The sequence below is a fragment of the Janthinobacterium sp. GW822-FHT07H11 genome, from assembly GCF_058798615.1.
Map to the genome: position 1 here is coordinate 1025503 of NZ_CM179507.1, position 19898 is coordinate 1045400.

Annotated in this window: 15 protein-coding genes; 7 read left to right on the forward strand and 8 right to left on the reverse strand. The window is 65.9% G+C overall.

Translation table 11 applies throughout. The features are described 5' to 3' along the window. The first annotated feature begins 154 nt into the window (after positions 1–154). Entirely contained in the window at positions 155–2308 is a 2154-nt protein-coding gene (locus AC3RCJ_RS04550) for a DEAD/DEAH box helicase (protein WP_492961903.1), read from the forward strand. 442 nt (positions 2309–2750) lie between these two features. Then, entirely contained in the window at positions 2751–4406 is a 1656-nt protein-coding gene (locus AC3RCJ_RS04555; protein ID WP_492961905.1) for a methyl-accepting chemotaxis protein, read from the forward strand. A 34-nt stretch (positions 4407–4440) separates the two neighbouring features. Here AC3RCJ_RS04555 and bamE read toward each other — a convergent pair whose 3' ends face one another. From bamE to AC3RCJ_RS04580, 5 genes are all read right to left on the reverse strand, one after another. Next, positions 4441–4749 carry an outer membrane protein assembly factor BamE domain-containing protein gene (bamE, locus tag AC3RCJ_RS04560; RefSeq protein WP_492961907.1) on the reverse strand — a complete coding sequence of 103 codons (309 nt, stop codon included), beginning with the start codon at positions 4747–4749 and terminating at the stop codon, positions 4441–4443. After that, positions 4746–5462 carry a hypothetical protein gene (locus AC3RCJ_RS04565; protein ID WP_492961909.1) on the reverse strand — a complete coding sequence of 239 codons (717 nt, stop codon included), beginning with the start codon at positions 5460–5462 and terminating at the stop codon, positions 4746–4748. Before AC3RCJ_RS04565 ends, bamE begins: the two co-directional genes overlap by 4 nt. A 143-nt stretch (positions 5463–5605) precedes the next feature. After that, entirely contained in the window at positions 5606–5965 is a 360-nt protein-coding gene (locus AC3RCJ_RS04570) for a nucleotide pyrophosphohydrolase (protein WP_492961911.1), read from the reverse strand. Continuing rightward, positions 5962–6456: a GNAT family N-acetyltransferase gene (locus AC3RCJ_RS04575; RefSeq protein WP_492961913.1), complete on the reverse strand. Its 495-nt coding sequence runs from the start codon at positions 6454–6456 to the stop codon at positions 5962–5964. The genes AC3RCJ_RS04570 and AC3RCJ_RS04575 overlap by 4 nt, the downstream gene beginning before the upstream one ends. Positions 6457–6460: 4 nt before the next feature. Continuing rightward, on the reverse strand, positions 6461–7903 hold the full coding sequence (locus AC3RCJ_RS04580; RefSeq protein WP_492961915.1) for a cytochrome P450: 1443 nt from the start codon (positions 7901–7903) through the stop codon (positions 6461–6463). 128 nt (positions 7904–8031) lie between these two features. Between AC3RCJ_RS04580 and AC3RCJ_RS04585 the strand changes: the two genes are divergently transcribed. Beyond that, positions 8032–8874, forward strand: a complete 843-nt coding sequence (locus AC3RCJ_RS04585; RefSeq protein ID WP_492961917.1) for a helix-turn-helix domain-containing protein — start codon at positions 8032–8034, stop codon at positions 8872–8874. Between the two features lie 86 nt (positions 8875–8960). On the opposite strand, the gene ilvB is transcribed toward AC3RCJ_RS04585, so the two are convergent. Further along, positions 8961–10721, reverse strand: a complete 1761-nt coding sequence (ilvB, locus tag AC3RCJ_RS04590) for a biosynthetic-type acetolactate synthase large subunit (RefSeq protein WP_492961919.1) — start codon at positions 10719–10721, stop codon at positions 8961–8963. A 99-nt stretch (positions 10722–10820) separates the two neighbouring features. Between ilvB and AC3RCJ_RS04595 the strand changes: the two genes are divergently transcribed. Then, positions 10821–11282, forward strand: a complete 462-nt coding sequence (locus AC3RCJ_RS04595; RefSeq protein ID WP_070217690.1) for an Lrp/AsnC family transcriptional regulator — start codon at positions 10821–10823, stop codon at positions 11280–11282. A gap of 87 nt (positions 11283–11369) precedes the next feature. Then, entirely contained in the window at positions 11370–13859 is a 2490-nt protein-coding gene (locus AC3RCJ_RS04600; RefSeq protein WP_492961922.1) for a TonB-dependent receptor, read from the forward strand. A 4-nt stretch (positions 13860–13863) separates the two neighbouring features. Here the strand turns inward: AC3RCJ_RS04600 and AC3RCJ_RS04605 are convergent, their stop codons facing one another. Further along, the gene (locus AC3RCJ_RS04605) at positions 13864–14523 is read right to left on the reverse strand and encodes a response regulator (RefSeq protein WP_492961924.1); all 660 of its coding nucleotides are present in this window, start codon (positions 14521–14523) and stop codon (positions 13864–13866) included. Continuing rightward, complete coding sequence (locus tag AC3RCJ_RS04610) at positions 14520–15443, reverse strand: histidine kinase (RefSeq protein ID WP_492961926.1); 924 nt, start codon at positions 15441–15443, stop codon at positions 14520–14522. Before AC3RCJ_RS04610 ends, AC3RCJ_RS04605 begins: the two co-directional genes overlap by 4 nt. Before the next feature lie 441 nt (positions 15444–15884). On the opposite strand from AC3RCJ_RS04610, the gene AC3RCJ_RS04615 reads away from it, so the two are divergent. Further along, positions 15885–16697, forward strand: coding sequence for an NF038120 family PEP-CTERM protein (locus AC3RCJ_RS04615; RefSeq protein ID WP_492961928.1), 813 nt, complete (start codon positions 15885–15887; stop codon positions 16695–16697). 1 nt (position 16698) lies between these two features. Beyond that, positions 16699–19863 carry a S8 family peptidase gene (locus AC3RCJ_RS04620; RefSeq protein WP_492961930.1) on the forward strand — a complete coding sequence of 1055 codons (3165 nt, stop codon included), beginning with the start codon at positions 16699–16701 and terminating at the stop codon, positions 19861–19863. Positions 19864–19898: the final 35 nt, after the last annotated feature.

Sequence of the window (19898 nt, forward strand, 5' to 3'; positions counted from 1 at the left end):
ACCAATTGCGTGCAGATCGCCGATTTTTCTGCGTTGTAGAATGCAAAAAATGGCGTTCTGCCGTGCCGTTCCACCCGGTAAGGTCCAGTAAAGAGTAAACTAGCGGATACACTCTTTCGCATTGGGCGATTCGAGCGAACTTGTGAGTGATTTCATGTCTGATACACCAATTTCCTTATTTTCCGACCTTAACCTGAGCGAGCCGCTGATTCGCGCGCTCAAGGATGTCGGTTACGAAACACCGTCGCCTATCCAGGCGGCCACGATTCCATTATTGCTGGCGAACCGCGACGTGCTGGGCCAGGCGCAAACGGGCACGGGTAAGACCGCCGCCTTCGCCTTGCCTATCCTGTCGCGCATCGATCTGAAACAAAGCTCACCCCAAGCCCTGGTCCTGGCACCGACGCGCGAACTGGCCATCCAGGTCGCCGAAGCGTTCCAGGTGTACGCCGCCCACATTCCCGGCTTCCACGTGCTGCCGATCTACGGCGGCCAAAGCTACGGCCCGCAGCTGTCGGCCCTGCGCCGCGGCGTGCACGTCATCGTCGGCACCCCAGGCCGCGTCATCGATCACCTGGACAAGGGTTCGCTCGACCTGTCCAAGCTGAAGACGCTGGTGCTGGACGAAGCCGATGAAATGCTGCGCATGGGTTTTATCGACGACGTCGAACGTATCTTGAAAGAAACCCCGGAAGGCCATCAAACGGCCCTGTTCTCGGCCACCATGCCTTCCGTCATCAAGCGCATCGCCACCACTTACCTGAACAAGCCAGCCGAAGTGACGGTCGCCGCCAAGACGGGCACGGCCGACAACATCCGCCAGCGCTACTGGCTGGTGTCGGGCATGCACAAGCTCGACGCGCTGACCCGCATCCTGGAAGCGGAAGCGTTTGACGGCATGATCATCTTCGCCCGCACCAAGCTGGGCACGGAAGAGCTGGCCGGCAAGCTGCAGGCGCGCGGTTTCTCGGCTGCCGCCATCAATGGCGACATCCAGCAGGCGCAGCGCGAGCGCACCATCCAGCAGTTGAAAGACGGCAAGATCGATATCCTCGTGGCCACCGACGTGGCCGCCCGCGGCCTGGACGTCGAGCGCATCAGCCACGTCGTCAACTACGACGTGCCGCACGATCCGGAAAGCTACACCCACCGCATCGGCCGCACGGGCCGCGCCGGCCGCAGCGGCGAAGCGATCCTGTTCATCACCCCGCGTGAAAAGAACTTGCTCAAAGCCATCGAACGCTCGACCCGCCAGCCGATCGGCATGCTGGAACTGCCGACGATCCAGGCCGTCAACGACGTGCGCATCGCCAAGTTCAAGGAACAGATCAGCGAAACCCTGGCCTTGGGCGAACTGGAGCAGTTCCAGTCGCTGATCGAGGATTTCGAGCGCGAACAGAACATTCCCGCGATTGAAATCGCCGCCGCCCTGGCGAAAATGGCGCGTGGCAATACGCCGCTGCTGCTGGACAAGAACAAGGCGCGCGAGCAAGCCACGTGGCAGGATGACCGTCCTGTGCGCCAGGATCGCTTCGACCGTCCTGAGCGCAACGAGCGTTTCGAGCGCGGCGACCGCTTCGAGCGCAGCGAACGCCCGGCCTTCCCGAAAAAGGAACGCGTTCAGCGTCCGGCCGACGCCGGCATGCAGACCTTCCGCATTGAGGTAGGTCATCAGCACGGCGTGAAACCGGGCAATATCGTGGGCGCCATCGCCAACGAAGCGGGCATCGATTCGAAAAACATCGGCCGCATCGAAATCTATGACGATTACAGCGTCCTGGACTTGCCAGACAGCATGCCGAAAGAATTGCTGGACCAGCTGAAAACCGTGTGGGTAGCGGGCCAGCAGCTGCGCATCAGCCGTGACGGCGACGCGCCGGACCTGGCGCCGCCAGCCGCGCCGCGCAAGCCGTTCGCCGCCAAGTCCGCGCCAGCGTTCAAGGATGCGCCAGCCGATGCGGGCGAGGCAGCACCCGCGCCGCGCGCGCCGAAGAAGGAACGTCCACGCCCGGGCGTGACGGCTTACCGCATTGAAGTGGGCCGCGAGCACGCCGTGACGCCAAGCAACATCGTCGGCGCCATCGCCAACGAGGCGAACCTGGAAGCCAAGCATATCGGCCGCATCGATATCTTTGACAACTACAGCGTGCTGGACCTGCCGGAAGGCATGCCGCCGGAAATCCTCGACCACCTGAAATCGGTCGTGGTCTCGGGCCAGAAGCTGCGCATCAGCCTCGACGACGGCACGACGGAGCGCAAGCCTGCGCCACCGCGTCCGAAGTCGCCGCCGCGTAAATCATTCAAGTAAGCCATCCCTGCACAGGCGCCTCCCCGGCGCCTGTGTCGCGGATTGGAGACATATATCCCACTGGCGCGTTCGCGCCAGTTTTTATTTTCCCTCAAGAAATGAAGATTGCTGCAGCGTTATCGTTGCCGGCAGGCCTGGCCATGCGCCGGGCTTAATCGCGCCCGCTCGCTGTCTTTTTATCGGCACAAGCACCGTATTTATTGCGCGCCGCATCAATGCATAATTTTTTATTAATTATTGTGTATGCGCGCAATTTGAATTTTACATTTCAATAAAATCAATCAAGTTGAGTCAAAGTAAATCATAAAACATAAATGAATTGGTTTTTTCTAAATTGTTTGACCAGTGTCACTGTCGCCGGGGCGATATATCATGGGTGCTTGATGTGGTATATTGTTTTTATGTTTTTGTTATGCTAGTTGAAAAAAATAGAGGAGCGACGATGCGGGTCAACACGCCTATCACGCAAAATGAATACGTATTAAATGACGGCATGACGATTGTTTCCACCACGGATTTACAGGGAAACATTAATTATGCCAATCAGTATTTCATTGAAGTCAGCGGCTTTTCAGAAATGGAACTGCTGGGTGCACCACAGAATATCTTGCGCCATCCCGATATGCCGGCCGAAGCGTTTGCCGACCTGTGGGCGACGATCAAGACCGGCATGCCGTGGACGGGCATGGTCAAGAACCGCTGCAAGAACGGCGACTATTATTGGGTCTTCGCCAATATCACGCCCGTCATCGAAAATGGCCATCCGATCGGCTATATGTCCGTGCGCACCAAGCCCACGCGCGAACAGGTCAAGGAGGCGGCGGCCCTGTATAAGAGTTTCAAGGACGGCAATAGCGCGAACCTGGCGATCCGCAACGGCCGCGTCGTGCGCCAGGGCTGGAGCGCCAGGCTGGCCGAATGGCGCAAGCTGAGCCTGTCGCAGGATCTCGCCCTGCATTCGATCGTCTTTGGCGTGGTGCTGGCCATCCTCGGCTGCGCCGTGTGGAATATCGATGGCGACACGAGCACGGCCACGCGCAGCTGGCTCAGCGGCGCTGCCGCCGCGGCCGTGGCGCTGATGCTGTATTTCTGGGCGCACCTGCACAATTCCCTCGTCGTGCCCTTGGGCGACGCCATCACGATGGCGCGCAAGATGGCGGGCGGCGACTTGACGGGCGTCATCGACAAGGTGCGCGATGATGACATGGGTCAATTGATGGCCGCCTTGCGCCAGACGAATATCAACCTGCACAGCATCATCGGCGACGTGCGCGCCAATTTCGAGGATATCCGCATCACCACGGCGGAAATCGCCACGGGCAATATGGACCTGTCCAGCCGCACGGAATCGCAGGCGTCCAGCCTGGAGCAGACGGCGGCCAGCATGGAAGAACTGACGTCGACCGTGCAGAACAGCGCCGACCACGTGTCCACGGCCAACGACCTGGCGGTGCAGGCGTCCACCATCGCCGCCAAGGGCGGCACCATCGTCAGCGAAGTGGTGACCACGATGGACGAGATCAGCACCTCGTCGCGCAAGATTCTCGATATTATCGGCCTGATCGACGGCATCGCCTTCCAGACGAATATCCTGGCCTTGAACGCGGCCGTGGAAGCGGCCCGCGCGGGTGAGCACGGCCGCGGCTTTGCCGTCGTGGCGGGCGAAGTGCGCAGCCTCGCGCAGCGCTCGGCGACGGCGGCCAAGGAAGTCAAGCACCTGATCGACCATTCGATCGCCACCGTGAACGCGGGTAGCGTGCTGACCAGCAATGCGGGCGCCACCATGACGGAAGTCATCGCCTCGGTGGCCCGCGTGACGGAAATGATGGACGAGATTTCCTCGACCACGCGCGAGCAGAACCAGGGCATCGGCCAGGTCAACCAGGCCGTCATCCACATGGATGGCATCACGCAGCAGAATGCGGCCCTGGTGGAGCAGGCCGCCGCGGCCGCCACCAACCTGGCGCAGCGCACCGACAGCGTGGCCCAGTCGATCAGCATCTTCAAGCTGAAGGCCTCGCCCAAGCGCAAGTCTGCCGGCGTGGGCCGCAGCGTGGGCGCGGGCGTGGCGGCACGCGCCTTGCTGAAGGCACGCTAAGACGATCATCCCGCCAGCGCACCGTTGGCGGGATTTACTTGCGTACCTGGTACACCTCGCCGCTGCGCACCTTCTTCACCACCCCATCTGCGCCAAACAGAATCACATATTCGCCCTGCGCGCCCGAGGCGGCCGGGTAGTTGTACATCCACACTTCATCGCCGCTGTCGAAGCGGATGGCCGTGCTCTCGCCCAGCGCGGCGCGCACCTGTTCGCGCGTGCTGCTGCCGACCTGCACCGTTTGTTCCAGCGTAGCGTAAGGTACATTCTTGCTTGCCTGCAAGGCGCGCGTGCCCGAGCACCCGGCGAGCAGCGTCAGCATGGCGAAGACCAGCCATTTCATGGCGCCACCTCGTCCATATAGTCAAATTCCAGCAGGGTATCGTCGGGCCAGCTGGCATCCCACAGGGGCGCGTAATACGTGCGGTCAAGCAAGACCTGGCAATCGCAATAGGGCAGCGAGGCGGGCGTCTGCTCGCCGCCCGCGTACAGCATGGTGAAGGGCAGGGCCAGACGGCGCTCCCCATGCACGAGGGTGACGCCGAACAGGGGGCGGTCCGTGAAGAACAGGTAGTTGCCGTCCGGCTCGGAACACACCTTGTCCGTGCTGTAGAGCATGCTGGACAGCCAGGCGATGATTTGCGGGTCGTTCGAGATCAGGCCCGAATCCATGCCGGCGCGGCATTCCAGGCGCAGGTCGCCAAGGCGCCGCGTGCCGGGCGGCAAGCCGGGCGTGATCACCTGCGCGCGCCAGCTCATGGTGGTGGCCTTGCGGTTGGCGATCAGCACGGCGTCCTCGCGCAGCGCCTGCGCGTTGCGCACGGGGGCAAAGCTGTTGTCCTCTGCCAATGGTAACGGGATGCTGACGGTGTCGCCGGCGATGCGCAGCTGCACGCCCGTCATGTCCACGCCGGGCTGGCGCGGCAGCAGGCGGAAGCGCAGGCTCGCCTGCGGCGCCAGCGCATGGTCGCGCTCGAAGCGCTCCACGCCCTGCAGCATCTTGCGGTAGGATTTATCGACGGGGTCGCGCGTGGCGCCCACTTTCACCTGCGGCACGGGCGCGGTTTGCGCTAGCGCAATAGGGCCGTGGAGCAGCAGAGTCAGCACAATAGGAGGAAAGATACGCATGCGATAGGAGGAAAGATACGCATGCGATCATGCTACGCCGATTCGCCGGCGCGGCACGCACGCATCGGTTGTCAGTATTCGCTGTATTTGCGCGCGTCGCCGCGCACCTGCTGCGCCGGATACTTCTGCGCGTTCAGTTCCATCTTTTCCAGCACGGCCGCGTGCAGGTCGACGCCGCTCTTGTCGGCCAGCCGCACCAAATACATCAGCACGTCGGCCAGTTCGTGGCGGATGCCCGTGCGCTTGGCCTCGTCCAGCTCGGCATCCGCGCCCGTGGGCAGCCACTGGTAGTGCTCGGCCAGTTCCGCCACTTCCACGGACAGGGCCATGGCCAGGTTCTTCGGCGTGTGGAACTGCTCCCAGTCGCGTTCGTCGGCAAAGGCGCGCAGGCGCGCGCGGATGTCGAGCAAGCTGTCGGATGGGGCGCTCATGCGGCCGCCAGCAGCGGTTTTTCCATGAAGACGCTGAACGGATCGTCGGGGTAACCGCCATACGGCCCACGCCGCTGGTAGCCGTGGCGCGCGTACAGGGCGATGGCTGCGGGCTGGTGGATGCCCGTCTCCAGGGTCAGCAGGCGGCAGCCGCGCGCCAGCGCCTGTTCTTCCAGCACGGCCAGCAGGCGCCTGGCCAGGCCCAGGCCGCGGCTGTCCGGGTGCACGTACATGCGCTTGACCTCGCCGAAAGCGGGCGTGACGACGATGGCGCCGCAGGCGCGCGCCGTGCCTGCCGCATCGCGGGCGACGGCGAACAGCAGGGTGTCGGGCGGCAAGGAGGCCAGGTCCAGCGCGTAGACGCACTCGGCCGGATACAGGGTTTGTTGATATGCATCAAGCTCGGCGATCAGGGTTTGCACGTCGGCTTGCTGCGGCGATTCCAGGTGAATTTGCATGGGGGAAAGCACGTTGACTGAGATTGCCCCCATGGTATCACTGCGGCCGCGCCAGGCGCATGGCGAGGCCGATGGGCGACATCACAAAGCCCATCAGTTCCTGCGCCTCGCCGCCATCGGGTGTGTCGACGCCGGCGATCTCGAAACTGCCCAGCAGCATGGCCATGGCGATCTTGATTTCCAACAAGGCCAGATAGCGGCCCGGGCACGTGCGCAAGCCGGCGCCAAACGGCATCGAAGCGCGCTTGTTGTTCGCCTCGCCGCTGTCGGCCAGCCAGCGCTCGGGCTTGAACGCCTGCGCGTCGGGAAAGTGCGCCTCGGATACGGTGTCATTGCGCATCACGCACCAGACCAGGGTGCCGGCCGGCACGGCGATGTCGCCGATGACCGTATCGCGCAACGCCTCGACGGGCAGGAAGGGCGCCACGGGTTTCAAGCGCATGGCTTCGCTGGCGCAGGCGCCCAGGTAATCGAGGCTATCCATCTGCTCGATGGTGAAGTGGGCCGTGTCGGGCGCCAGGCGCCGCACTTCCTCGCGCGCCCGCGCCAGGCATGCCGGATGGCGTTGCAGCAAATATATCATCCACGACAGCGTGTTGGCCGTCGTGTCTTCGCCCGCCAGCAGCATGGTCAGCACATTGCCGGCCACGGCGCGGTCGTTCACGCCGCTGCCGGCTTCGTCGGCGGCGACAATCATGGCTTCGAGCAGGTTGGGCGGCCGCACGCGCCGGGCGGGATCGCGCTCCAGGCGCGTGCGCGCCTGCCGCACCAGGTCGGCCACGGCCACGTCCAGCGCCGCCACGTCGCGGTCCAGGCGCCTGTCGACGGGCAGCTTGACGTAGCGCCAGTACGGCACCATCGACAGGCTGCGCCGCGCCACGGCCGGCAGGATCGCATCGAGGTGGCGCTGGATCACGTCTTCGCCCGATTCGAGCGTGTTGACTTCGGTGCCGAAGGCCAGGCCGGCGATGATGTCGACCGTGTAGCGTTTCAGGTCGCCGTCCAGGCCGATCGCCTGGCCTTGCGTGGCGGCAAGATGCCAGCGCCGCTGCAGGCGCTGCGCCACCGTCACCAGCGCGGGGAAGTAGGCCTTGATGGCGCCCGGCGCCATGCCGGCCATCACCATGCGGCGCTGGTTGCGCCACTCCGTGCCCTCGGCCAGGAACAGGCCGGGGATGCCGCCCATTTCCTCGGACACGACGGAGCTGCTCAGGGGGCGGCGAAAACCGTCGGGCCGGTCGCGCAGCACGGCGCCGACGGCCTCGCTGTCGGCCACCACCAGCACCAGGGTGCGGCCGAACCAGGCGCGCAGGTAGGGGCCGTAGCGCTGTACCCACTGTTCCACGTCGCGGTGGATGCGCGTGAGCTTGAGCTGCAGGCTGTTGCCGACGATGGGCAGCGCGAACGGCCCCGGCAACTGGCGGATCTGGCGCAAGGGCGTGGCGACGGCGGGCGCGGCGGCATGGTCGAGCGGGGGCATGGCGGACTCCTGGTGGATGGCGACAATGACATCACTGTAGCGCGCTTGCCGACGAGCGTCTTGAACGAATACGACATCGCGCGGCGCCCGGCTTTGCCGGTACAATCGTCGCCATGCCTGCCGCCCCTATGCCCCTGACCCGTCTGATCGCGCCGCGCACCGCGCTCGCTTCCTGCGTGCGCGCTATCCTCGTGCGCGACACCACGGACTGCGCGCTCCTGCCGCCCGCGCAGCGCCTGAACCGCTTTCCCGCCGCGCCCATGTGCAGCATCGTCTGGACCGTCGCCGGCGACGTGGAAGCGGCCGCGCCGGGCCTGTCGCTGGCGGACGTGCGCATGCCGCCCGCGCTGTTCGGCGGCCCCCGTTCGTATCCGCTGGTCAGCTACAACCCCGGCCCCGTGCATTCGTTCGTCGTGATGTTTTATCCGGCCGCCCTGCATGCGTTGACGGGCATATCGATGGATGCCTTGCTGGACCAGTTTCGCCCCCTGGGCGCGCTGTTCGATGCCGACTGGCTGGCCCTGTCCGATGCCGTGCTGGCCGCGCCCGACGATGCCGCCCGCGTCAGGCTGGTGGAGGATTTTCTCGCGCCGCGCTGGCAGCAGGCGCGCAAGGGCGGCGACCAACCGGCCGGCGCCGTGCAAGACTGGGTACGCCGTCTGGGCGTGCAGGCCGCATCGACGGGCCTGGCCAGCAGCGCGCGCAACATCGAGCGCCGCATCAAGGCCTGGGCCGGCCAGCCCATGCGCACCCTGCGCCGCATGCGCCGCGCGGAACAGCTGTTTCTCGACGAGCGCGGCGCCATCCTGCAGGGCACGGCGTCCTGGTCCGACGTCGCCGCCAGCGGCGGTTACGCCGACCAGGCGCATTTCTGCCGCGAGACGCGCGAAATCACGGGCTTGAGCCCCACGGAGCTGGCGCGCGCCATGAAAGAAGATGAAAGCTACTGGATCTACCGGATATGGGCGTAGGTCGGATTAGCGGCGGGACGCCGCGTAATCCGACACCAGCGTCTTGCAACGATGTTGTCGGATTACGCTCTACGAGCTAATCCGACCTACCATTCCTTGTACACCTTTCCCTTGGATAAGGTCACTTCATGGTGCCCCGCGCCGGGCGCCAGCATGGGGAAGCAGTTTTCCGCGCCGTGCACGCGCACGTCGAGGAAGTACGGACCGTTTGACGCCAGGCAGGTCGTCAAAGCCGCGTCGAGCTCGTCGCGCCGGCTCACCGTGTGCGCCTGCCAGCCGAAGGCGCGCGCCAGGGCGACGAAGTCGGGCAACGCTTCCGTGTAGCTGTGGCTGTAGCGCCCGCCATGGATGAGTTCCTGCCACTGGCGCACCATGCCCATGTAGCCATTGTTCGACAGCACCACTTTCACGGGCAGGCGGTGCTGCACGGCGGTAGCCAGTTCCTGGATATTCATCAGGATAGACGCGTCGCCGCTGACGCACACCACGCAGGCATCCGGGTGGGCGATCTGCGCGCCGATGGCGGCCGGCAAGCCATAACCCATGGTGCCGGCGCCGCCCGAGGTCAGCCAGCGCCGGGGCTGCTCGAAGCGCAAATGCTGCGCCGCCCACATCTGGTGCTGGCCCACGTCGGTCGAGACGATGGCGTTGCCACTGTCCATTCTGTCGAGCGCCGCCTGCAGCCGTTGCATCAGCGCCTGCGGCGCGATCACGCCGGGCGTGTCGTCGAACGCCAGGCTGTCTTGTGCACGCCAGCCATCGATGCGCTGCCACCACGGCTGGCGGTCCGCCAGCAATCGCCCGCGCAGCTGCGCCAGCAGGGCGGTGAGCACGGGCGCGCAGTCGCCGCGCAGGGCCACGTCGGCGCGCACCACCTTGCCGATCGATGCCGGGTCGATATCGATGTGGATGACCTTTGCGCCAGGACAAAAGGCGTCCAGCCGTCCCGTGACCCGGTCGTCGAAGCGGGCGCCCACGCAAATGACCAGGTCCGCATGGTGCATGGCCAGGTTCGCCTCCAGCGTGCCGTGCATGCCCAGCATGCCGAGGAAGGCCGGGTGCGAGGCGGGAAAGGCGCCCAGGCCCAATAAGGTCAAGGTGCACGGCGCGGCCGCCTGTTTCACTAATTGTTGAAAGGCGGCGCAGGCATCCGGGCCGGAATTGACGAGGCCGCCACCGCCATAGAACACGGGCTGGCGCGCGGCGGCGATCAGGCTGGCGGCCCGTTCGAGATCGGCGGCGGCCGGCAGCGGCGCCGGGGCCGGCGTGGCAGGGGCAAGCACCGTCGTTGCCTGCACCGGCGCCAGCTGCAGATCCTTGGGAAAGTCGACCAGCACGGGGCCGGGCCGGCCCTGCGTGGCTTGCGCGTATGCCTCGCGCACGACGGCCGCCGTTTCATCGGCCGCGCGGATTTGCCGGTTCCACTTGGTGACGGGACGCGAAATGCCCAGCGCGTCGCATTCCTGGAAGGCATTGGTGCCGATGCTGGTGCTGGCCACCTGGCCGCTGATGCAGATGACGGGGATGGAATCGCACAGGGCGTCGAGCAAGCCCGTGGTGGTATTGCTCATGCCGGGGCCGGAGGTGACGAAGACCACGCCGGGCCGGCCCGTGCTGCGCGCATAGCCCTCTGCCGCGTGCACGGCCGCCTGTTCATGGCGCACCAGCACGTGGCGCAAGCGGGGCTGGTCGTGCAGCGCATCGTACAGGGGCAGCACGGCGCCGCCGGGATAGCCGAAGACGGTGTCGACGCCCAGCGCCAGCAGGGTGTCAATCAGGGTGCTGGCGCCGTTGCGCGGTGCGGTATCGGTGGCGGGAGCGAGGAGGGGAGCGGGGTCGGGTTTCATGGCCCTATTTTCTGCCTGATGCGGCAGAAAAGGCTGCTGGTTTTCTCGTATAGAATGATAACTTCAGCAAAATTTGCTGCAAAATAGTGAAAGAACAGAATGAAGCTGGATAAATTCGACCTCGCCATCCTGACGGCGCTGCAGCAGGATGCCCGTATCAGCCTGCACGACTTGAGCGCCAAGGTGGGCCTGACCTCGTCGCCGTGCTGGGCGCGCATCAAGCGCATGGAAGACGATGGCGTCATCGAGGGCTATACGGTGAACGTCAACGCGGCCAAGGTGGGGCTGGCCGATACCGTCATCGTGCAAGTGACCCTGGACGACCATTCCGACCAGGCCTTGTTCGAATTCGGCCACGCGCTGGCCATGATCCCGGAAGTGCTGGAAGCGTTTCTTGTTTCCGGCGATTACGATTACTACCTGCGCATTGCGGTGAGCGACACGCGCGACTACGAACGCCTGCTGCGCGAGCGCCTGTATAAAATTCCCGGCATCCGCCACAGCAAATCGAGCTTTGTCTTGCGCCAGCTCAAGCAGAGTTATTTGCCGCTGCAACGTTAATTCCCCGCACGGCGGGAGTTTTTCCCTGGCTCCTGGACGGTGGCTGCCCGATACTGGGCGGTAATAACGATAATACCGGGGACCACCATGAAATTGACCTTGTTTGCCGCCGCCGCCATGGCGCTGTGCCAGGCGCACGCCGCCGATCTTGCCGACCCTGCCAGCCCTGAGCCGGCATACGACTTGCCTACTGTCATCATCACGGGCAGCATGCCGCTGCCCACCGTGGAGCAGCCGCGCGACGCCATCGCCGCGCCCGTGCAGACGGCCGGCGCGCAGCAGATCGCGCGCAGCGGCGCGCTCGATATTTCCGCCTTCCTGCGCCGTAACCTGGGCAGCGTTGTCGTGAACGAGGTGCAGAACAACCCCTTTCAGCCCGACGTCAGCTACCGCGGCTACACGGCCTCGCCCCTGCTGGGCACGCCGCAAGGCCTGTCCGTGTACCTCGATGGCATGCGGCTGAACCAGCCGTTTGGCGACGTCGTCAGCTGGGACCTGATCCCGCGCATGGCGATCGCCTCGCTGACCCTGATGCCGGGCTCGAACCCGCTGTTTGGCCTGAACACCCTGGGCGGCGCGCTGGCCCTGCAGACCAAGGATGGCAAGAGCCATCCCGGCACGGCCGTCGAAGCGCGCCTGGGGTCCGATCAACGGCGCGGCGTCGAATTCGAGCATGGCGGCAGCAATGCGCAGGGCTGGCACTGGTATGTGACGGGCAACCGCTACAAGGAAGACGGCTGGCGCGACGATTCGCCGTCCGACGTGCGCCAGGTCTTCGGCAAGCTGGGCTGGAGCGATGCGCGCAGCGATATCGCCGTCACCGTGGCCCACGCGGACAATGCGCTGACGGGCAACGGCTTGCAGGAACAGCGAATGCTGGCGCGCGACTACCGCAGCGTCTACACCAAGCCCGATTTGACGCAGAACAAGTCTACGTTGTTGAATCTGGCGGGCAAGCACCAGGCCGGCGAGGCCGTCTTGTTGTCCGGCAATGTGTACTACCGCAAGATCGACACGCACACGTTTAACGGCGACCTGAACGACGAGTCGCTCGACCAATCCGTCTACCAGCCCGGCGCGGCCGAACGGGCGGCCCTGGCGGCGGCCGGCTACACGGGCTTTCCCGCCAGCGGGGCGAATGCGTCGAATACGCCATTTCCGAAATGGCGCTGCATCGCCAACGTGCTGCTGAACGACGAGCCGGCCGAAAAATGCAATGGCATGCTCAACCGCAGCCATACCGAGCAGGAAAACTATGGTTTCACTGGCCAGTTGACCGTGCTGGCCGACCTGGCGGGCGCGCGCCATGCCGTCACGGCCGGCGCCGCCTTCGATGCCAGCCATGCCACGTTCCGCCAGACCAGCCAGTTCGGCTACCTGAACCCGGATCGCAGCATCACGCCCGTCGCATTCTTCGCCGACGGCACGGAAATCGACGACGATGGCACGCCCGTCGACAACCGGGTGGACTTGAGCGGGCGCATGCGCACCTGGAGCGTGTATGCGAGCGACAGCATTGCGTTGAATCAAGCATTGACGGTTACCGTTTCCGGCCGCTACAACCGCAGCACGGTGCGCAACCGCGACGCCATCACGCCGGGCGGCGGCAGCGGCTCGCTCGACGGCGACCACCGCTTCAGCCGCTTCAATCCCGCCATCGGCCTGGCCTATGCGCCGGCCGCGGGCGTGAGCGCCTATCTCGGCTACAACGAAGGCAGCCGCACGCCGACGGCCATCGAACTCGGCTGCGCCGACCCGGAAAACCCGTGCCGCCTGCCCAACGCCATGGCCGGCGACCCGCCCCTGAAACAGGTGGTGACGAAGACGTGGGAAGCGGGCCTGCGCGGTAAGCTCGCCGACGTGGCCCGCTGGAGCGCAGGCGTGTTCCGCGCGGAAAACCACGACGATATCCTGTTCGTGGCCGACAAGCAGGCAGGTTTCGGCTATTTTAAAAATTTCGGCAAGACGCGCCACCAGGGCGTGGAGCTGGCGGCCGACGGCAAGGCCGGCGCGCTGGACTTCGGCGTCAACTACACGTGGCTGCAGGCCACGTATCAAAGCCGCGAAGTGGTCAACGGCAGCGCCAACAGCAGCAGCGACGCGCAAGCACCTGGCCTGGAAGGCAACATCGTCATCACGCCGGGCAACCGTATACCGCTGACGCCCAGCCACATCTTCAAGGCGCATGTGGATTACCAGGGCGGGCGCGACTGGACAGTGGGGCTGGCCATGACGGCCGTGTCGAGTTCCTATGCGCGCGGCAACGAAAACAACCAGCACCAGCCGGGCGGGCCAGCGTACCTGGGGTCCGGCAAGAGCGGCGGCTACGCCGTGGTCGAGCTGAACGGCAAGGTCCAGCTGACGCCCCGCCTGAGCGTATTTGCCCAGGTAAACAATCTGTTCGACCGTCAATATGCGACGGCGGCCCAGCTGGGCGCCACGGGCTTCGACGCCAACGGCAACTTCGCCGCCCGGCCGCTGCCCGCCGTGAATGGCGACTATCCGATGGTCAATGCGACCTTCTATGCGGCCGGCGCGCCGCGCAGCGTGAACGTGGGCGTGCGCTACGCGTTTTAAGTCATCACAGCTGGCGCTGTTCGATGATACCGTTGCGCAACGCCAGGTGCACGAGGGCGGCGGGGCCGGCCACGTCGAGCTTTTCCTTGATGCAAGTCTGGTGGTTGGCCACCGTCTTGCTGCTCAGGTGCAGCAGGCGGGCGCAGTCGGCGGCGCTGTGGCCGGCCGCCAGCAGGCGGAAGATTTCGAATTCGCGCTGGCTCAGGCTGCTCAAGCGGTCGGCTTCCGCGCCCGCGGCGCCCTGCAGCACGGCCGGCGCGCTGTGCGGGTCCAGGTAGCGCCGTCCCGCGTGGGCGGCGCGCACGGCATCGACCAGGTGTTCCGGGTCGGCCTGCTTGCTGACGAAGCCGCAGGCGCCGCCATCGAAGGCGCGCGCGATCAGCTGCGGCGTGTCGTGCATGGTAAACACCAGCACGCGCGCGTGGGCATCGCGGGTGATCAGCTTGCGCAGCAATTCCAGGCCGCCGATGCCGGGCATGGACAAATCCGTCACGCAGACGTCGAGCGCGTGCTCCTGGTGCAAGCCGTACGCGGTTTCGCCATTGCCCGCCTCGGCCACGACGGCGATGTCGCCCCCTTGCTCGAGCAGGCGGCGGTAGCCGGTGCGCACCACCGGGTGGTCATCGACGAGCATCACGCGGATGGCGCGCATGCCAAGGCTCACGACGGGCACCGTGCCGCCATGGCGGGAAACGGCATCGCCACTTCGATGCGCAAGCCCCGTCCCAGCGCGCTGACCCAGTGTATGCGTCCGCGCAAGCCCGCCACCCGCTCGCGCATGCCCAGCATGCCGAAACCGCCATGCTGCGCCGCGCCCTGGCGCAAGCCTTGTCCATTGTCCTCGATGGCCAGGTGCAGGGTGCCGTGCGCGTCGGCGCGCAGTTCCACCGTGGCCGCGTCCGCGTCCGCGTGGCGCGCCACGTTCGTCAAGCCTTCCTGCACCAGGCGGTAGAGGGCGATGGCCGTGCTGTCGTCGAGATCAGGGGGCAGGGCTTGCGCCGAGAAATGGCAGGCGATGCCGTGTTGCTGCGCCCAGCTGTCGCACAGCGCCTGCAGGGCCGGTGCCAGGCCCAGGCTGTCGAGCACGGGCGGGCGCAGCCGGCGCAGCATGGTGCGCACCATCGCATGCAGCGCTTCGGACGAGGTGGCGATGCTGCGCGCACAGGCTTGCACGTTGGCCTGGTCGCCCTCGCGCGCGCGCAGGATATAGCTGGCGGCGGCACGGATGGCGGTGCAATTTTGTCCCACTTCATCGTGCAGTTCGCGCGCCAGCGCGCAGCGCTCGTCTTCCTGCGCGCGCATCAGGCGCTGCGTCAGTGCGCGGTTCTGCGCCAGCAGCGCCGCCACCTGGCGCCCGCGCTGCAGGGCAAAGCCGGCCAGCGCCAGCGCCAGCAACAGCAGGCTCAGGGCCAGTTCGTCGAGTTGCCAGTGCTCCTTGCCCATCAGTAAGCGGCCCAGGCGCTCGGCCAGGTCCAGCCTGGCGGCCAGCAGGAAGAAGGCCAGCGCCAGCACGCAGGACAGGAGCGGGCCGCGGCCCGGGCGGATGCGTGGCTGGGGCTCGCTGCCAAGCCGGTAGTGTTCCATGATGCACGCTCCTTGAGCACAGTTGATGTGTACATTGTGCAATCTTCGTGCCACCGCGGCAGGCCGCAGGACAGGCATCGCCCGCGCAGCCGGGCGGCGGCGAGTGTTCCAGGATGGAACAGGTGTACCGCGATGTAGCGGTGCACAATGCCAGGGGCGACAGGCACGGTTTTCGAGCTTAGCCGAAGCGGCCTGCCTGTGCTGCCGCGCACGTTTGCGCTCAAGGAATTCGTTGTGTGGATGTAACGTTGTTATTTATCAGATCCTCATAGATAAAACAAAACAAAGTTTCGGCAAGCTAGACAAAAAATAAATATATGCCATTAAAAATATGATATTTATTTTATGCAATTTGCTATATTTATTGACACTTTTGTGAAAAAGCTGAAAGCGGGCGCCAGACCTGCCGACCTTTCCATCCACAACACTCAAGGGACAAGAATGAATCGCTCATCGCACGCAGCGCGGCCATCCCCCGCTGCCACCACCGCCCCCGCTACCCGCGGCCGTCCATGCCTGCTTGCCGCAGCCGCCACGCTTGCCATGCTGGGCTGCACGCCCGCCCTGGCGGATGTCATCAACTTCGACAGTTTCGCGCCCGATATCTACAGCAGCGGCGACACCCTGCATGCTTCCGGCTACAAGCTGCTGTTCCTGGCCGATCCGACATCGGCGGCGAATGGCTGGAGCGGCGGCGTGGGCGCCATCCTCAATGGCGGCGCGGCTTCCTCGTGCGACATCCTCGCCTGTCCCAGCGGCGCCAGCGGCAACTACCTGGCGACCCTGAACGACGGCGGCGTGAATTTTTCGCGCGGCGATGCGCAGGGTTTCAGGCTGTCCGGCTTTGACTATGCGTTCATCGCCCCCGTCAGCGGCATGCCGGAGATGAACTGGGGCCAGCTGCAGCTGAGCGGTACCTTGCGTGATGGCAGTGTCATCAATACCTCGCTGAATTTCCCGGGCCAGGACGCCAGCGGCAATTACCGTTTCCAGGCCGCCAGCCTGCTCAACGGTTTCAGCAACTATATCTTCACGGGCCTGACCATCAATGCGTGCATCTACAATGACAGCAACGATTGCGTCAATTCGCTGGACGCGCCCGCGTTCAACCAGGCCCAGTTCGCGCTCGACAACATCAATATCAGCGCCGTGCCCGAGCCGTCCACTTACCTGATGCTGCTGGCCGGCCTCGGCGCCATCGGCATGCTGTCGCGCCGCCGCGCCGCCGGCAAAGCCGCCGTGCAAGGAGCGTGAGATGAAACTGCGTCCCGTCTCCCTCGCCATCCTCGCCCTTGCCGCCAGCCTTGCCCAGTCGGCGCAGGCGCAGGAACGCCGCTCCTACATCGTGCAGCTGATCGACAAGCCCGCCGCCAGCTACACGGGCCAGGTTGCCGGCCTGGCCGCCACCAAGCCCGCGCCGGGCGCCCGCATCAACGTGGGCGCGGCCGACGTGCAGGCTTATCTCAGCTATCTCGACACCAAACAGGCGGCCGTGGCTGACACCGTCGGCGCCGCCGACATCACGCACCAGTACAACGTCGTCTTCAACGGCTTTTCCGCGCTGCTGACGGACGAGGAAGTGCGGGCCCTGAAAAAGCACAGCGGCGTGGCCAGCATCAGCGCCGACGCCATCCTGCAGCTCGACACCAGCTACACGCCCGGCTTCCTGGGCCTGGACAAGCCGGGCGGCCTGTGGGAGCAGCTGGGCGGCAAGACGCATGCGGGTGAAGATATCGTCATCGGCATCGTCGACAGCGGCATCTGGCCGGAGAACGCGGCCTTTGCCGACCGGCTCGACGAGAACGGCGTGCCCAGCCATAGCGGCGCCAACGTCGCGTACGGCGCGCCGCCGGCCAGCTGGCAGGGCAGCTGCCAGGCGGGCGAAGGTTTCAGCGCCGACAATTGCAACAACAAGCTGATCGGCGCGCGCTACTACCGCGCGTCGAGCGCGGCCCTGCACTGGACGGAATTCCGTTCGCCGCGCGATTCCGTGGCCGGCCTGACGGGCCATGGCGGGCACGGCACGCATACGGCATCCACCGCCGCGGGCAACCATGGCACCGTGGCCAGTTCCGGCGGCGCGGCGCTGGGCAAGGTGTCGGGCATGGCGCCGCGCGCGCGCATCGCCGCCTATAAAGTATGCTGGACGGCCGCGTCGACGGGACGCAACGGCTGCGCCACGGCCGACAGCGTGGCGGCCATCGACCAGGCCGTCAAGGATGGCGTCAACGTCATCAACTTCTCCATCGGCCCGAACGCGGGCGGCGGGGCGTTCGACGAGCCGACGGAACAGGCATTCCTGGGCGCCGCCAACGCGGGCGTGTTCGTGGCCACTTCGGGCGGCAATTCCGGCCCGTCCACGCCGGCGCCCGACGTGCCGGCGCCCGTCTCGCACATCAGCCCATGGCTGGCGACGGTGGCCAATTCCACCCACAACCGCCTGTACGCGGCCAATGCCATCCTCAGCAACGGCAGCAGGCTGGAAGGCGCGTCGAGCAATGCGAACACGCCGGCGCTGCCGCTGATCCATGCGCGCGACGCGGGCCTGGCGGGCATCCTGCCCACGGACCCGAACCTGCTGCGCTGCTTTGGCGCGGCCGACGCGATGGCTGCCTACCTGGACCCGGCGAAAGTGGCGGGCAAGGTGCTGGTGTGCGACCGCGGCGGCAACGTACTGGTCAACAAAAGCGGCAACGCGAAGATGGCCGGCGCGGGCGGCGTGATCATCGCCAACGTGGCCGGTGGCGCCAACACCATCGTCAACCAGGCGCATACGCTGTCGACCGTGCACCTGGCACAGGCGCAGGGCGACGCGCTGAAAGCGTTCATGGCGGCCACGCCGGCGGGCACGGCGGCGCTGGGCGAGGTGCATGCGATCGCCGACACCAGCGTGCTGGCGCCCATCGTCAGCGACCGTTCCTCGCGCGGGCCGAACGTGGCCAATGCGAACATCCTGAAGCCCGACCTGTCGGCGCCCGGCACGAATGTGCTGGCCGGCGTGACGGCCGACCTGACGCCGGCCGAGCGCGATGCGGTCGCCGCCGGCGGCGTGGCGCCGGTGGCCGACTGGGCCTTCTATTCGGGCACCTCGATGGCCAGCCCGCACGTGGCCGGCGTGGCGGCGCTGCTCAAGCAGCAGCATCCGGACTGGTCGCCGGCCGCCATCAAGTCGGCGCTGATGACTACGGCGTTCAGCACCTATCCCGACGGCTTGAACGGGTCCGTATCGTGGGACGCCACGGCGAAGAACTCGGGCCAGCTGCCCTGGGGGCAGGGCGCCGGGCATATCGCGCCGAACAGCGCGGCCGATCCCGGCCTCGTGTACGATTTGTCGGAAATCGACTATGCGCGCTTCCTGTGCGGCCTGAATATCCGCACGCAGTATTCCGCCAATTGCGCCAGCACGGGCAGCATCGCCGCCTACAACCTGAACCTGGCATCGCTGACGGCGGCCAATGTGCTGGGCGCGCAAGTGCTGACGCGCACGGTGACGAACGTGGGCAGCAGCAGCGCCGTCTACACGGCATCGGCCAGCCTGCCCGGCTACACGGTGCTGGTGACGCCTGCCAGCCTGAACCTGGCGCCGGGCGCCAGGGGCCAGTTCCAGGTCAAGCTGACGCGCACCACGGCGCCGCTCGATACCTGGGTGTATGGCGCCCTTTCCTGGAGCGATGGCAGGCATGTCGTGCGCAGCCCGCTGACGGCGCGCGGCAGCGTGCTGGCCGTCTCGCCGCTGATCAGCAGCGAAGCGGCGACGGGCAGCAAGGCGCTGACCCTGGGCACGGGCTTCACGGGCCAGCTGGTCGGCGTGAAGTCGGGCTTGCTCGAAGCGGCGCGCGAGACGCGCACCATCGGCCAGGCACCGACGGGCGCCGCCGCCTCGGCCGCCTGCAAGGCCGGTGGCGGTCCGGGCGTCAATGCGCATAATGTGGTGATACCGGCCGGCACCCTGGCGGCCCGCTTCGCCACCTACGATGCGGAAACCACGGGCGGCGCGAATACCGACCTGGACATGGAGGTGTACAACGCCGCCGGCGTGCTGGTCGGCAGTAGCGGCAATCAAAGTTCCAACGAGCAAGTGGAACTGCGCCTGCCCCCCGCCGGCAGCTACAAGGTGTGCCTGATCGGCTATGCGCCGCACAATGGCCAGGCCGATTACACGCTGTCGTCGTGGGTGCTGGCGCCGGGCTTGAGCAACGGCAACTTCAAGGCGCTGATGCCGGCCAATGCCTTCATGGGCGGCACCGCTTCCGTCTCGCTAAGCTGGTCCGGCCTGGCCGCCGGCAAGCGCCACCTGGGCGCCGTCGGCTACCAGGTGGCCGGCGTGGTGCAGGGCGTGACGGTGGTCGAGGTCAATACCAACGATCCCGTGCCGCTGTTCCAGGATGCGCGCGCCGACAAGCCGGTGCTGGCGTATTGACGATGCGTTTGTTCTAGCGCAAGGCGTGCCTTCGG

Bases quoted from the DNA above. Each gene is read 5' to 3' on its own strand.
- AC3RCJ_RS04555 (WP_492961905.1), top strand. From the start codon at position 2,751: ATGCGGGTCAACACGCCTATCACGCAAAATGAATACGTATTAAATGAC.
- AC3RCJ_RS04595 (WP_070217690.1), top strand. From the start codon at position 10,821: ATGAAGCTGGATAAATTCGACCTCGCCATCCTGACGGCGCTGCAGCAG.
- AC3RCJ_RS04580 (WP_492961915.1), bottom strand. From the start codon at position 7,903: ATGCCCCCGCTCGACCATGCCGCCGCGCCCGCCGTCGCCACGCCCTTG.
- AC3RCJ_RS04600 (WP_492961922.1), top strand. From the start codon at position 11,370: ATGAAATTGACCTTGTTTGCCGCCGCCGCCATGGCGCTGTGCCAGGCG.
- AC3RCJ_RS04620 (WP_492961930.1), top strand. From the start codon at position 16,699: ATGAAACTGCGTCCCGTCTCCCTCGCCATCCTCGCCCTTGCCGCCAGC.
- AC3RCJ_RS04585 (WP_492961917.1), top strand. From the start codon at position 8,032: ATGCCCCTGACCCGTCTGATCGCGCCGCGCACCGCGCTCGCTTCCTGC.
- AC3RCJ_RS04570 (WP_492961911.1), bottom strand. From the start codon at position 5,965: ATGAGCGCCCCATCCGACAGCTTGCTCGACATCCGCGCGCGCCTGCGC.
- AC3RCJ_RS04610 (WP_492961926.1), bottom strand. From the start codon at position 15,443: ATGGAACACTACCGGCTTGGCAGCGAGCCCCAGCCACGCATCCGCCCG.
- AC3RCJ_RS04615 (WP_492961928.1), top strand. From the start codon at position 15,885: ATGAATCGCTCATCGCACGCAGCGCGGCCATCCCCCGCTGCCACCACC.
- AC3RCJ_RS04575 (WP_492961913.1), bottom strand. From the start codon at position 6,456: ATGGGGGCAATCTCAGTCAACGTGCTTTCCCCCATGCAAATTCACCTG.
- ilvB (WP_492961919.1), bottom strand. From the start codon at position 10,721: ATGAAACCCGACCCCGCTCCCCTCCTCGCTCCCGCCACCGATACCGCA.
- AC3RCJ_RS04550 (WP_492961903.1), top strand. From the start codon at position 155: ATGTCTGATACACCAATTTCCTTATTTTCCGACCTTAACCTGAGCGAG.
- bamE (WP_492961907.1), bottom strand. From the start codon at position 4,749: ATGAAATGGCTGGTCTTCGCCATGCTGACGCTGCTCGCCGGGTGCTCG.